The organism is Leptospira sarikeiensis, from assembly GCF_004769615.1.
Lineage (GTDB): Bacteria > Spirochaetota > Leptospiria > Leptospirales > Leptospiraceae > Leptospira_B > Leptospira_B sarikeiensis.
Genome location: NZ_RQGF01000035.1, coordinates 160887 through 176075, shown reverse-complemented (window position 1 = coordinate 176075; position 15189 = coordinate 160887). Strand labels below are relative to the sequence as shown.

The following is a 15189-nucleotide window of genomic DNA, read 5'->3' as shown; positions in this document are numbered from 1 at the left end:
GATGAGTTTTTGGCAAACGTTAGCTACCGATCCGGAATATTTCGGACGTTATACGCTACTCGAGAACATATTTCTGCTACTCGGTGTGGTATTTTGGGCGTATATGTATGCAGTTCTTCTAATAGAACCGTTCAAGAAAAAATTCGTGGAAATGCCCGTATTTATCGCCTGCGGGAATATTATTTGGGAATTATTATGGGGCTTCTGCTTTAAAGAGCCGATGGGCGCAATATTACTTTGGGGATACCGTTTAGGTTTTGTGCTCGATATATTCATTTTCTACCAAGTGATCCGATTTGGTAAAAAACAAATTTCCTTGCCAATATCCGACAAAGGATATAGATTTCTCCTGGGCATTTTGGTGGTTTCTTGGGGATTGCTGATCTACACCTTCTACATAGGAGGTTATGATCTTTTCACCGGATCCAATTCGGCTTATATATTAAGTCTGATCATTTCGGTGATGTATCCGATTTTATTCCTAAAAACTGGGAATCCGAGCTTGTTTTCTTACTCGGTATCTTGGGCAAAATTTTTAGGGAACGGATTCTTTACGATCTTCATCTTTTTATATTTTCCGGAAAAATACTTCGTTCAGGTCCTGAGCGGGCTCGGAACTGTAGCGGACATATATTATGTCTGGCTTTTTACACGCCAAAAAAATTCGCCCTCTAAGGTGTGACCTTTCATTTTAGGTCGGAAGTCCTACCGAGATCTATTTCGATTTCGGTAGGATAGGGATTGAATTTTATGCAGGAAGTCTCTACAGACAGAATTCCATACGAGCTCGGGGAATTACTGTACGAAGACAGTTTCTCGCAAGCCTATCGAGGAAAATTCGGAAGAGATAGGACTCCAAAGATCATTCGGGTCCAAAAACCGGAAGGAAGAGAAACTTCTTCCGTTTATTTTCTGAATGAATTCGAATTAGGAAAACTAGTTACGGATCCTAGTATTCTCAAGCCGGAGGATATGTTCGAGTACTCCGATGGGATCTGTCTAGTATATGAAAACACTCCTTCTCAATTATTACATCAGAGTTTGCCAGAGCCTATGCCTCTGGAAACTTTTTTAGAGATTGCACTCGCGATCACTGAAAATCTGGCAAAGCTACATTCTTTCGGGATCGTGCATAATCAGATTTCTCCTAGGGCTTTTTTCTACGATCCAAGTACCGGACAAACAAAACTGGCATGGTTAGGTGGAGCTTCTCTTCTTCTTTCCGAGAAAGGAAGTTATGCGCCTCTTCGATATACATACGATATTCTACCTTATTGTTCTCCTGAGAATACTGGAAGGCTAAATCGTCCTGTGGATTTTAGATCGGACGCCTATTCATTGGGCGCGCTTTTCTATAAGATGATCTCAGGCTCTCCTCCTTTTGAAACTGAGGATCCTTTGGAGTTAGTGCATTATCATATCGCAAGATCTCCAGTCTCTCTTTTGAAAAGAAGAGAGGATATTCCTCCTGCAATTTCCACTCTAGTGGACAAACTTCTTTCTAAGATGCCTGAAGAAAGATATTTTTCTCTAGACAATTTGATCCATGATCTAAGGAGTATTAAGGATTCATTAAAGTCCAAACGAAAATTGTCGGAGTTTGTTCCCGGAACTTATGAAAGAAAGGTAGGATTCAGGGACTCTTCCAGGATCTATGATAGAGAAAGGGAGAGAAAAGAAATAGAGGCCGGAGTGGTCAATGTCACAAACGGCAGAAGGTCCGCTATTTTTATCGGAGGCAAATCCGGTACAGGAAAAACCGCATTAGTAGAAGATGCGATCACTTACTTAGATATTTATTCGGTGGTACTCTTACGGGGGAAATTCGAAGAAGATAAGAAAGAGATCCCTTACTACGCTTTTCGCCAGATCATGGATGATCTTTTGAGAAGGATCCTTCAAAAAAAAGAAGAAGAGATCGTAATACTTAAGAATTATATAAAGGATACATTAGGCGATAATATAGAGATCCTAACTCAATTCCTTCCGGATCTAGGCAAAACTTTAGGAATAGAGATCCCAGCTAAGACAGGCAAAAGGCAGAAGGATGAAAAAACCTTATTCGCCGTTGCACTAAGATTTTTGACGCTTTGTTTCGACCGCAAAAACCCTGCGATCATACTCGTTGATGATCTTCAGTGGGCGGATCCCGCTTCTTTGGCTCTTCTGGAATTTATTCTAAACAGTGAAGATTGGGAAGGTCTGTTATTCGTTTTAACGAGTCGTTCCGAAGATGTGGATGTTTTCCCGAATATTCAAGTTAAGAACGGCTCCTTCGGTCTTGATCTGAGAGAGATCCGTCTTTCTCCTTTGAATGAACATAGCGTATTAAAATATGTTTTGGATAGTATCCATGTCTCTTCTGAAGATGCAAACCGTCTTGCTGAGGTTTTGATCTCTAAAACCGGAGGAAACCCTCTCTTCTTACATCAATTCCTAAGATCTTTATATGAAGAAGGATGCCTAAGCTTCGATCCTAAAAGTTCTTATCATAAAGTGGACTGGGATAGGCTTTCGGAAAGAGCAGTTACGGATAATGTTCTAGATCTATTCATAGATAGGGTCGGAAAACTTCCGGATGAGACCTTGGCCGTTTTAAGAGTAGGTGCTTGTATCGGTGCTAAATTCGATCTGAAAGTAATGTACGATTTCTTTAAGGAAAAACCTGGGGTTTTGGCGAGAGGGATCAGAGAAGCAATCCGAGAGGGGATCGTATTCTATCGTGAGTCCGGAAATATGTTATTTCCAGCATTACAGTATATCGCTCAAAAGAAGATGGAAGAGTCCGGAATGTTCTCCGCCTTATCCGATATCCAATTCCATTTTTCCCATGATAGAATGATCCAAAGTATTCTGGATGCTACCGATTCGGAAGAAAAGGCGAAGATCCATAAAACACTCGCGAAACTTTTGATAGAAAGAGAGAAGGTTTCCGGAAGTTCTGAACTGATCTTAGACATCGCGAATCATTTACTCCGTTCCAGGGAATTACATTTGAACGGAAATGAGAACGAAGACTTTTTTCATTATACAATTTTAGCGGGAAACTCCGCGAAAGCAGGTGCGGCCTATGAGTCGGCCTATTCTTTTTTCAGTCTACTTGCTTTTCAATTAAAGGATGTACATTGGCAGAAGGATCGTAAAAACGCGATCCATATTCTGAAGTCCTTGGCCGAGTCCGCGTACTATTTATCTAGAAGGGAAGAAGCGGATAAGATCGTTTCCGAACTTCTTTCTAAGATCCAAAACCCGATGGAGAAAGCGGACGTATACCTTATGCAATTAGAGGTGATGAACGTATTCAACGATCTGGATTCTGCTTCTAAGATAGGGATCAAGGCATTACAATCCTTAGGGATCGGATTTAAAGAAAGGCCGGGAGTTTTTTCTGTAATTACTGAAGTGATTAAGATGATCTTTTACAGTAGGGGAAGATCTCCTGAAAAATTAGTCCAAGCCAAAGATAGCAAGGATCCATATAAGACGGAGGCGTTGAATATATTAGTCAACCTTCTGAATTACGGAAAGCATATGGATCTGAAAGTGATGGCTTATATTTATCTTAAGCTGATCAACCTGACTTTAAAGGAAGGAAATTCTCCTTTCAGCTTTTTCGGATATGCAGGTTTCGGATCCATACTCCTTTCAATCACGGGTAACTTTCAACAGTCCATGAGATATTGGACACTTGCCGAAAAGATTCTAAAAAAATTCAGGTCGGATGATCTTTACGGAAGATTCGTATTCGGAAGAACGATCCTCTTGGATTATTTCATGTATCCTTTCCGCTCTATCGTGGACTATACGGAAGAAGCATATCATAAATGCCTTCAATATGGGGATTATCTGTGGGCGGCATTTGCTCTTTTTTCACAGAACACAAACCAGCTTTATTCCGCGGAGAACTCTTTATCTTACAGAGAGAAGATCCGAGAAAATATGGAGAGGGGATCCAAATTAAATTATGATATTTTAATGATCCTTCTGCATTCTTCCGATTCCTATTTGGATCGTTTAGAGGGGAAATCCACTGAAACTATCCGGTATAAGGACACTCTTTATTCGGATCCTGAATTTGAATCCAATGTTTTGGGATCCGCGGGGAATGGGACTGCCAATTCTTGGTATGCCACTTTATTCGGTTCTCTTGCGTATTTATCCGGCTATTATTCTGAAGGGGAGAGGATATTCAAGAATTATCAGGCAGATCTGGAGAAATCCAGGATCATGTTTATGTATTCTGAATATAGATTTTATAGGTCTTTAGGATTTCTTAAACTCAGAAAGAAGAAGCTGAAATTAACTGAAAAAATTTTCTTCAGATATTCAGTATATCTGTTTAAACTTTGGTCAAGGATCTATCCACCTGGTTTTCAATTATTCTATTTCGTTTTAGCCGGCTTATATGAGGACTATGCGGGAAGAAAAGAGACCGCTTCCAAATATTTCGATATGGCAATGCAATTAGTGGAATCCGAGCCGAACGATTTCAGAAAAGCCGTAGTGTATCAGCATGTAGCGATCTGGAATTTGGAACAGGGTAGGACCTCCTACGGAAAATATCTAATACAGAATTCAGTACGTTTGTATGGATCTTGGGGAGCCAAATCCATTGTGAATTTGCTTAGAGAAGAATACGGAGAGTTACTTCGTCCCCAAGGGATCCCAAAACGTTCCGTAGAGAAGATCATCGCGGATTCCGTACTTTCTTCTTCCTTTAGTCTGGATCTTAGAACAGTATTAAAGGCCTCTCAAAGTATTTCGGGAGTGATAGAACTAAACGAATTATTGAGGCAGTTGATCAGAACGATCATGGAAAATGCGGCGGCTACAAGAGGGTTCTTGATCCTTCCTCAAAATAAGGAATTGTATCTGATGGCAGGTTCCGATATAGAAGAGCCTGGATTTTTGCCTAAGCCGATCTCTTTGGACGAAGCTGGACATCTTCTTCCATTGGAGGTTGTGTATTTTTGTTTTCGTTCAGGCCAGAAAGTTTTGATTTCAGATGCGGCTAAGGATTCCTTCTATTCGGTAAATCCTTATGTGAAAAGAACTAAACCTAAATCTCTCTTGTGCATGCCGATTACAAAACAAGGAAGAACATTATGTGTTCTTTATCTGGAAAATCGATTAACAGCCGGAATATTCGACGAACATAGATTGGAAATTTTAGAGATCCTTTCCGCTCAGGCGGCGATCTCTTTAGAGAATGCGAAACTATACGAAGATATCACTCGTATGAATTCCGAATTGGAAAGAAAGGTAAACGAAAGAACCGAAGAGTTAGCGAGATCACTTTCCATTATTCGTAAGGATATGTTGTATTCTCAAAAGATCCAAAGAAGTATTCTTCCGGAGCATAAATCCCTTCCGGGTTTGCGCTACTCGGTAAGTTATTTGCCAATGGACGAAGTAGGTGGGGATTTTTACGATATCAATAGATTAAGTGATGGGAGATATCGTTTCTTCCTAGCGGATGCGACCGGCCATGGAGTTCAAGCGGCACTTGTGACTATGGCGATCAAAGGAGAATACGAAGGTTTAAAGAATTCATTATCTACCCCAGGTGAAATTCTTTCCGAATTAAATAATTCTATTTTAAATAAATATAAAACTCTTTATTTTACGGGGGCGATCTGCGATTTAGATCTCGCCGAAAGAAAACTCACATTCGCTTCTGCAGGACATATTGCTCAATATTTAATGCGTTCTTATACAGCAGAAGAAATGCCTAAGACCGGGGCTATTTTGGGTTTCGTAAAAGATTATCCTTATCGGAACGAAGAGTATAAGATAGAATCAGGAGATCGGATCTTCCTTTTCTCAGACGGGATTTACGAACAGTTCAATGAAGATAAATTAGAATACGGAGAAGAGAGATTCTTGCATTCGATCCGATCGAGCCTTCAATTCGAACCGAAGACTCAGACGGAGAAGATCATCTCGGATCTTCAGGATTTTATCTCTAAGGCTTCGGTCCAAGACGATATTACTCTTCTGATTTTGGATGTGGATTAGTCGGTTTAGATTTTATAAACGCTTGCCTTCCATTCTTCGATTTTCAAGATCATATCTACAGATTTTTCTTTAGGATGTTCCGGAATTGCTGGGTGTTTTCGTAATCTTATACATATTCATAACCATTCTTATCGGGGCAATGGCCTCTAGGTTCGTTAAAAGTTCTCAGGATTACGTTCTTGCAGGGAGAAGACTTCCTTTGGTCTTAGCTTCTTCCGCATTATTTGCAACTTGGTTCGGTTCCGAGACCTTGATGGGGGCTTCATCCAAGTTTGTGGATGGAGGGATCTTAGCAGTCATCGAGGATCCATTCGGGGCTGCCTTATGCCTTTTTTTTGGTAGGGATCTTTTTTGCAAAACCTTTGTATCGGATGAATATTCTTACATTTGGAGATCTTTATAAAAATCGTTTCGGACGTAAGGTGGAATTTCTTTCCGCATTATTTATGATCCCTTCTTACTTCGGTTGGATCGCTGCACAATTAGTCGCGATGGGGATCGTAATCCATTCTTTATTCGGTTTTGATATGTACGTGGGGATACTTCTCGCCTCCGTGGTGGTTTTGATCTATACATACATCGGAGGAATGTGGGCGATCTCCATTACGGATTTCTTACAGACCATACTTATCATAGTGGGGTTACTCGTACTTGTTTGGGATTTACAGGATAAGGCGGGTGGATTTCAGACCGTGATCGCTACCGCAAAGCCCGGATTCTTTAACTTCTTCCCTCCGATGGAAACAGAAGCGGTGCTAGCTTATATTGCCGCATGGATAACAATTGGGTTAGGGTCCATTCCTCAACAGGATATTTTTCAAAGAGTCATGTCCTCTAAATCGGAGAAGGTTGCAGTTTATTCTTCCTTCCTGGGAGGTGGATTGTATTTAACAGTAGCATTTTTACCTTTATTGGCCGGTTACTTTGCAAGAAGAGTTTATCCTGAGATTGCCGCAGGGGATAATCAGATGATCCTTCCACATGTGGTGCTTGTACATTCTACTTTGCTAATACAAATCTTATTTTTCGGGGCATTATTATCAGCGATCTTAAGCACCGCTTCCGGCGCGATACTTGCTCCCGCTTCCGTATTGGGGGAAAACTTGATCAAGCCCACTCTCAAGAGTCCTTCTGAAAAATTATTATTGAAGGTGATGAGATTCTCCGTTTTGATCGTGACGATCGTTTCTACTGGAATGGCGTTGAGTGAAACGAATATCTATCAGCTTGTGGCTGATTCTTCTTCTATCAGTTTAGTCTCCTTGTTTGTTCCCTTGGTTGCGGCCATTTTTTGGAAGAAGGCGAATGCAACTGGTGCGGTTTATGCGATGTTTTCCGGAATGATCGTTTGGCTTGGTTTAAAATTTTTCGGCCCTCAATGGTTGCCACCCACGATCCCTGCCTTGGCGGTTAGTTTTTTGGGCCAATTTGTAGGGAAATATATTAGAATTTCTTTATTCGAGCAGGAATTAAGCGGAGACCCGGTTGCGGCCGGCGGCCTTTGATTCGTACAATTTTTTATCCGCAGCTTTTAGGAAATCTTCCGGATTGTCGATCTCTTCTCTAGAAGCGACTCCTATACTTACAGTGATATTCCAAGGGATCTCTTCGAAACTTTCGGTCTCGATCCGAGCCCGGATCCTTTCCGCTACGAATTTTGCACCTTCTATGCTTGTGTTTGAAAGAACGACACAGAACTCTTCTCCCCCGTAACGGGCCGCGACATCACAATCCCTGACTAGACCGGAAAGTAATCTTCCGATCGTGGATAATAGTTTGTCCCCAACATGATGGCCCAAGGAATCGTTCGCCCTTTTGAAATGATCCAGATCAAGAAGGAGGACCGATAGAGGGAAATCGTATCTTCTAGATGCGGAAAGAAGAGTGTTTAAGGATTCCATCAAATGTCTTCTGTTAAAGAGACCGGTTAAGGAGTCTTTATGGGAAAGTTCCATTAGGTTTTTATTAGATTCTTCCAACTGTAATTGCAGAATATTTCCTTTTAGGCGGGTGCTTTCTACGTTGATCGCCGCTCCTATACTTGCGATAGAGAATGCGAAAATCGGAGTTAATACCGCGGAACCTAATTCATTTTCTAATATATAAATATAACCGAATATAAACCAAGAAATGTTAATGAATACTATACTTAAATATGTTTGAAGGCTTGCTCTGATAAATAATGGTAGAAGTAAAAGGCCGAAACAGAATGCGGAATAGTCGGAGGTGTGGAATTGGTCGACTATTGTCGCAAAGGTCGTAGTCAAGGTGAGAAGACAAACATATACTATCGTAGAAAAGTAAGATAATCTTTTTCCCTTTATGTCCTTTAAGGCAAGGATTGCTAACATAAGTCCCGAAAATAGCGCGGAACTCCCAAAACTCAACCCGTACATAAATTGGATCTTTCCGCCGTGTGGAGTTCCCGGTGAAACTATATTTTGCATAAATAGAACAAACGATATTAAAAGGGAAAATACGCTTAGGATCCGAATAGACTTGTCGTTGTCTATCGCACGAAGTCTACGGATCTCTCCTGATTTCGAATAAGATGAGTCTTCTGATAGATACTTTTTGATCTTCATGAGAATACTCAGATAGACGGATGAAGATTTCCGTTTATACGCATTGCTGTCAGGAAGTATAAAAACTAAGAACTAAAAATCGGAAAATTATTTCCTTAATTTGGAAAGAATCTAATGAGTGCATTCGTCATCGAAATTCTGCCTTAAAGTCCGATTTGAAGAAACTGGAAATTTCTTGAACCCAATTCTAGACGAGTGGTCTGACTTAGTTTTGGAGCGGAACTTTGTAAGAGGAATTTTATATGTAGAAAATTACTCCGATCAAAAAATTTCTCTCCTTCCTACTTGCTTCAAAAAACTTGGTACTATATGCAAGCGGCGACTCTCTCAAAAACAAATTTAGTTCGCAATGAATTGTTCCTCATCTTTCTCTTAGCGAGCGTACAATTTACAAATATCATGGACTTCATGATCATGTTCCCTCTGCAGGATTATTTTCTGAAACAATTTCAGATCGATACTGCAAGGTTTTCATTCGTTCTTTCTTCTTATTCTTTTGCTGCAGCAATTGCGGCTTTGATCGGCGCCAATTTTATCGATCGTTTTAATCGTAAATCTGCCGCCATATTCTTATATATAGGTTTTCTGATCGGAACCGCACTTTGTGCAGTTGCACATACATATTCCTTCCTTCTATTCGCTCGAATTACTGCAGGGATCTTCGGTGGAATGATCACTGGAGTGATCCTATCCATCATTGGTGATGTGTTCCCGATCGAAAAAAGAGGGAAGGCGATGGGTGGTGTGATGGGTGCATTTTCCGTCGCTTCCGTTTTAGGAGTTCCTTCTGGTATCCGTATCGCAATGCATTATGGTTGGAATTATACCTTTGGCTTTATCGTTTTACTCGGACTTCCGATCCTAGTTTTGGCTGCTCTTTACTTGCCTAGTCTTCCCTCTAAAATGGAGAAACAGAAGGTAGCGGATTTCAGCCAGTTAGTTAAAGTTCTCTCCGATCGCCATAATTTGTTCGCTCTAGCGTTCTTTATGAGTGTGATCTTGGGAGGACTAACTGTCGTAACTTCGATCGCTGTTTATATGGAACGGAATATGGGCTTCTCCAAGTCTGAAGTCAGCCATATTTACGAGATTGGCGGAATATGTACGTTTGCTTCTTCTTGGATCATTGGGTTTTTGTCGGATAGATTCGGGAAACATAAGATTTTTCTCATTCTAGTACTTCTGGCTTTGATCCCGATCCTTGCGATTACTCATTTGCCTCAGGATCTACCCGTGCATCTTGCCCTCGGAGTTACGACAGTTTTTATGGTGCTAGTATCCGGTCGGGTAATTCCATCAATGGCTTTGTTGACTTCTGCCATCCGTCCAGAGATGAGAGGAAGCTTTATGTCGGTGAATGCGAGTCTACAGAGCGTTGCTACTGGGATTGGAGCTCTTCTTGGAGGCGCAATTTTGGTTCAATTGCCGGATGGAACTTTCGAAAGATTTGATGTAGTAGGTTACTTTGCGGTAGGATTCAATCTTCTCGCGATTTATCTCTCCAGAAAAGTGAAAGTAGTCTCCTGAGATTTTCTAAAGGAGAGGAACTTCTGAAATCCGTAAAAAAATACGGACATTTCTTGACTTTTTAATGCGACAGAATACTGTCTGGCCACACGTTAAAGGAGGTGGTTTAGTTGAGTAGCGACAGTTGCAGCAAGAAAATGACCTGTGAGGTGGCTGAGCAATAGCCCAGACCCCTGCAAAAGGACCTCTTGGACCTATTGCAATACCATCAGACCACTGGCCTTTCTGAGTTCCGAGAATTGGTCACTTTCGGGCATTTAGCGATGCTAGACGCAGACACTCAGAAGGTTTTAACTCCTTTTTCTCTCCCGTTTGTAGTAACTTCGACAAACGATTTATAAAATCCATTTCCCCATTCTCAACTTTTGTATCTGATTTCGAACTTACAGAATTCCTACCGTGGAGCTTTGCGCTCCGAAAGGTCGAAGCTACTACAAAAACCCAATCCATATTCCGTCTTGAAATTTACCTGCAGAACCTAAGATTGACCCCGGCAGGATTTTATTTGGAATGAAGAGGGCTTTAGTCTTATCCGGAGGAGGTGCTCGAGGAGCCTATCAGGCCGGAGTGCTAAAATATTTAGAAGAAATCGGATTCAAACCGGATGTAGTCTGCGGAACTTCTGTAGGAGCTATTACCGCTTCAGCCCTAGGCTGCGGAATGAACGCAGCAAAAATAATAGAACTTTGGAAATCCATCGAAGTCCAGAAAGTAATGAAGTATTCCATTTGGAATGATTTTTTGGATCTGATCTTTCGTAGATTTTCTCCTCTCGCAGATACTACACCTTTAAAATACCTTCTCTATTCCCAACTCGATTTTAGAAATCTTCGTAAGAACCCGATGGAGATCATCATCACCGCGGTAAATATACTAACTGCAGAACTTGTATTCTTTGGTAATAAGGACATAGACATCGAACATGTAATGGCGTCTTCTGCGATCCCTCTTATCTTTCCTTGGCAATATGTAGATGGAAAACCTCATTGGGATGGGGGGGTGATGGCGAACGTGCCAATCCTTCCTGCAGTAGAAAGGGGCGCAAAAGAGATCGTGGTAGTTTTACTTTCTCCCGTAGGAGGAGTGAATATGGGGCTACCGAAAAGTAGAAGGGACGCATTGGAGAGAGTATTCGAGTTATCTTTGATCGGTTCCTTCCAAACCATTATGGCTAATCTTCAATATCAGAAGAAACAAAAGGATAAGAAGAAGGGTTTTTCTAAATCGTTACTTTCTTTTTCCGAACCCGAAAAAACGGATTACAAGATCCGAGTTATCGGGCCCAGGACTTCTTTGGGGTTCGGAAGTATATTAAATTTTTCGCAAGTACAAGCTGATTATTTGATCAGCCGCGGATATGAAGACGCAAAGATTCAATTCGGAGAAGATTAACATCTCATGTTGGAAATCAAGGTAGAAGACGGGAATTTTATAGATTCGGAAGGATATATTCTCCAATTGAGAGGAGTAAATTTATCCGGGAGTGCTAAACTTCCGTTTAAACCTGACGGAACTACTCATTTCGATCAATCATTATCATTTCACGATCATAGAAAGGTTTCATTTGTAGGAAGACCTCTAGAAGAAAAAGAAGCAGCAGAACATCTAGACCGTTTAAAAAAATGGGGCTTTAATTTTTTACGTTTTTTAGTTACTTGGGAAGCGGTAGAACATTTAGGTCCTGGAAAATACGACCAAGCATATCTAGACTATATAGAAAGAATGGTCGCACTTGCGGATAAGAAAGGATTCTACGTTTTTATCGATCCCCACCAAGACGTGTGGTCAAGATTTACCGGAGGCGACGGTGCTCCTGGTTGGACCTTGGAAGAAGTCGGAATGAATATCGAGAATCTGAAGGATTCGGATACTGCGATCGTTCATCATTTTCAAGGTAGAAATTACCAGAGAATGTCCTGGCCTTTGAATTACCAAAAGTATGCATGCGCTACTATGTTCACACTTTTTTTCGGCGGAAAAACTTTCGCTCCTAAGATGAACATACATGGAAAGAATGTAGAGACTTTCTTGCAGGATCATTTTATAGAAGCGATGTGTAGGATCGCCAAAAAAGTCTCTAAATATAAAAACGTAATTGGTTTCGATTCATTGAATGAACCTTCTCCAGGTTGGATCGGCAAAAAGAATCTGGGAGAATTTTCCGGATTGGGGTTCGGAAAACTTCTAACTACCTCTCCATTTCAGGAGATGTTCTTGTCCGAAGGAAGAACTGTGAGGGCGAATATCTCATATATGCTTGGATTCTCCGGGTTCCATTTCGGCAAAAAGAAATTAAATCCGAATTCAGTCCGTCTTTGGCAAGAAGGGAAATCCTGTGTTTGGAGACAGCACGGAGTTTGGGATTATGATCCGAATGGGGCTCCGATGCTTCTTCGCCCAGATTATTTTAGAAAGTATAGAGGAAGACAGATCGAATTCTATCCTGAATTCATGCTTCCATTCATTAAAAGATTCAAAACCAAGCTACAATCCGTTCAGAAAAAATTCTCCGTATTTGTAGAGACTGATCCTGGAAGTTTGGAATTAGAATGGAAGGAAAAACCGAATAAGGGAGAGGGGACCGTAATCAATGCAACCCATTGGTATGACGTTTCAATACTAATGTTCAAACGTTTTATCCCTTGGTTCGGAGTTCATATATTCAAACAAATTCCGGTTTTTGGAAAGAAGAATGTAGAAAAGGCATACGAAGATACGATCCGAATGATCAAAGAGATCTCAGTTAAGAGGATGAATAATTGTCCTACCGTGATCGGAGAGACTGGGATACCGATGGATATGAATGGAAAATTAGCTTATAGAACTAAAGATTATTCTCATTTAGAAGCTTCATTGGATCGGATCATAAACGCTATCGAGAAGAACTTTGTACATTATACTCTTTGGAATTATACTCCTGACAATACTCAAAGTTTGGGTGATAGATGGAACGAAGAAGACCTTTCCTTATACTCATTGGATACTCCAAAGAATATTGATGAAGATGGAGGAAGAGCCGTTAGAGCTTTTTCACGACCTTTCCCGATTAGAACAAAAGGAAATCCGGAAGCGATCAGTTTCGACATGGAGAAATCTATGTTTAAATATTCTTTTAGGAAAGAAGGAGAAGAAATTCCTGTTACGGAGATCTTTCTTCCTGCAATTCATTATGGAAAAGGTTTCGATGTTCTTGTGAATGCAGGTAGCTGGAAATTCGATCCTAAAAAAAGGGTCCTCACTTTTAAAGGGGAGAAGTCTGTCTCTTATTACGGCATAACCATTTTCCCGAGTAAAAAATAACTTTTCTATAGAATGGGAATGGATACAATGGCCCTCGTCGTTAAACTGACGGGATTTTCCAACGTTTTGGAATTTTTCGATTTGTTTTAGTTAGAGATTCGACTCGGGCTAGTATTAGCGACATAGAGTTAAAATTTCGCAGAGGTTTTACATGAAAAACGCGCTTTTTTCAATCCTTACGCTTCTACTTTTTGCAGGTCTTATTTCTTGCGGTGGAGCAAAAGTGAGCCAAGCAGAATGTGATCCAGTTGTAAACGAACTGATCTCTAATCTTTCTTTTGGCCAAACTCCAGAACAAGCTGAAAAACTGAAAGCAATGCAAGGTCAGATTTCCGCACATCTTTTAAAAGAATGTATGACCGGAAAATACGATCTAACTTGTTTAAAATCTTCTAAAACTCTCGCAGCTCTTGCGACTTGTAAGAAGTAATTTCTTGTTCTAATAAAGGGCCGAATTCTCGGCTCTTTATTTCCTTTCATTCCTCATTAATCAGAAAAAATCCTCTTTCTTCAGAGTAACATCCATGCTCTCTATATTGCCCGGAAGGATAAAAATGTATCCTCTGAGCGTATCGATATCGATTCGATACACATCTTAAACAAACGTCCCAGCGGATCGCCCAATCACATTCTTCTTTCCTGAACGCAGGAAGTACGCGTAATAAGGGTTTTACGTCGGGTGTTTCTCCGGGAAAGGCTAGATCCGGCGATGGGTGTAGATTGGGAGAGGGGAGGAGTGTCGAAGTTACGACAATATAGAGTAAGATTCGAGGAAGAGAGTTCATTTTAATCAGAATTGCAGTTGGATACTGAGAATTTTATCGGCAAGATCCGATATTTGTATAAGCGACACATTCAGTTATGTCGCATTAGGATTTCGTTACCTGCATGATAAAGGGGATTGGTGGGAAAGGTGCTTGTCGAAGCCACTACAAAAACACATCTAAAACTTTACTCGACATTATAATCTCTCTTTCACTCGACCGGCTCGCTGATCATTTTGTTTTTTCTTTTCGTTTTCATTTCTCCAAAAACTTATCCGCAAAAAATACGGAAATCGGCATAAATTTTGATCGTTCATGTAAAAAAGCCGAGACAGATCTGTTAATTCAATCAAAGCCCATTCGCGAAGAGGAGAAAAGGGTATAGAGTAGATCAGCCGTCGGAAATTACTTGAATTAGCGTTTCGAGTTGGAATCTTTGTGCAATGGCATCCCGAAAAGATTTTATGGAAACCCTGTATCGGGAATCCAACGGGAGAATTTTTGATTTCTTGTATAAATATACCGGAAATCCGGAAACCGCCTCTGACCTAATGCAGGATACATTTCTTAATTTTTTTAAGAAGTATTCCAATTCTGATCTAAATAAAGAACAAGCCCTAAAACTTTTATATACGATCGCGAGAAATCGATCGATCAACCATGCCAAAAAATTCTCCACGGTGAAGGAATCCGGAACCGATGATATGGGGACCTATCGGGAAGAAGGTCAAAGTTTCGAAAGAAAAACGGAACTTTCAGATTTGGAATCAAGGTTGATGGAATGTTTGGGTGATTTGGAAGAAGGAGAGAGATACGCTTTAGTTTTAAAGAATATAGAAAAATATACATTGGCAGAGATCGCGGAAGTCATGGAGATTTCGGTTGCAACGGCGTCTAGATTGGTCGTAAAAGCAACAGGAAAACTTTTGGAAATCGCAAAGAGTAAACAGATTTTGCCGATGGAGTAGTTCGGGTAGATTAAGAGCGAGTTGTTG

At 40.7% G+C, this 15189-nt stretch carries 9 protein-coding genes and 1 pseudogene; 8 read left to right on the top strand and 2 right to left on the bottom strand.

What is annotated here, in order from left to right; translation table 11 throughout:
- Position 1: 1 nt before the first annotated feature.
- The 3 genes and pseudogenes from EHQ64_RS17590 (at position 2) to EHQ64_RS17580 (ending at position 7523) form a co-directional block, all read left to right on the top strand.
- Positions 2–682: a transmembrane-type terpene cyclase gene (locus tag EHQ64_RS17590; protein WP_135651101.1), complete on the top strand. Its 681-nt coding sequence runs from the start codon at positions 2–4 to the stop codon at positions 680–682.
- Positions 683–750: 68 nt separating this feature from the next.
- The gene (locus EHQ64_RS17585; RefSeq protein WP_210410881.1) at positions 751–6018 is read left to right on the top strand and encodes a trifunctional serine/threonine-protein kinase/ATP-binding protein/SpoIIE family protein phosphatase; all 5268 of its coding nucleotides are present in this window, start codon (positions 751–753) and stop codon (positions 6016–6018) included.
- Between the two features lie 85 nt (positions 6019–6103).
- Positions 6104–7523, top strand: a pseudogene (locus EHQ64_RS17580) (high affinity choline transporter 1).
- Here the strand turns inward: EHQ64_RS17580 and EHQ64_RS17575 are convergent.
- Positions 7488–8603: a GGDEF domain-containing protein gene (locus EHQ64_RS17575; protein WP_135651099.1), complete on the bottom strand. Its 1116-nt coding sequence runs from the start codon at positions 8601–8603 to the stop codon at positions 7488–7490. The pseudogene EHQ64_RS17580 and the gene EHQ64_RS17575 overlap by 36 nt on opposite strands.
- Before the next feature lie 309 nt (positions 8604–8912).
- Between EHQ64_RS17575 and EHQ64_RS17570 the strand changes: the two genes are divergently transcribed.
- From EHQ64_RS17570 to EHQ64_RS17555, 4 genes are all read left to right on the top strand, one after another.
- On the top strand, positions 8913–10130 hold the full coding sequence (locus EHQ64_RS17570; protein ID WP_135651098.1) for an MFS transporter: 1218 nt from the start codon (positions 8913–8915) through the stop codon (positions 10128–10130).
- A gap of 510 nt (positions 10131–10640) precedes the next feature.
- Positions 10641–11522, top strand: a complete 882-nt coding sequence (locus EHQ64_RS17565) for a patatin-like phospholipase family protein (RefSeq protein WP_135651097.1) — start codon at positions 10641–10643, stop codon at positions 11520–11522.
- A 6-nt stretch (positions 11523–11528) separates the two neighbouring features.
- Positions 11529–13430, top strand: coding sequence for a glycoside hydrolase family 5 protein (locus EHQ64_RS17560; protein ID WP_135651096.1), 1902 nt, complete (start codon positions 11529–11531; stop codon positions 13428–13430).
- 151 nt (positions 13431–13581) lie between these two features.
- Positions 13582–13860, top strand: a complete 279-nt coding sequence (locus EHQ64_RS17555; RefSeq protein WP_135651095.1) for a TIGR04454 family lipoprotein — start codon at positions 13582–13584, stop codon at positions 13858–13860.
- Between the two features lie 46 nt (positions 13861–13906).
- On the opposite strand, the gene EHQ64_RS17550 is transcribed toward EHQ64_RS17555, so the two are convergent.
- The gene (locus tag EHQ64_RS17550) at positions 13907–14215 is read right to left on the bottom strand and encodes a hypothetical protein (RefSeq protein ID WP_135651094.1); all 309 of its coding nucleotides are present in this window, start codon (positions 14213–14215) and stop codon (positions 13907–13909) included.
- 422 nt (positions 14216–14637) lie between these two features.
- On the opposite strand from EHQ64_RS17550, the gene EHQ64_RS17545 reads away from it, so the two are divergent.
- Positions 14638–15162, top strand: coding sequence for an RNA polymerase sigma factor (locus tag EHQ64_RS17545; RefSeq protein ID WP_135651093.1), 525 nt, complete (start codon positions 14638–14640; stop codon positions 15160–15162).
- The last annotated feature ends 27 nt before the right edge of the window (positions 15163–15189 follow it).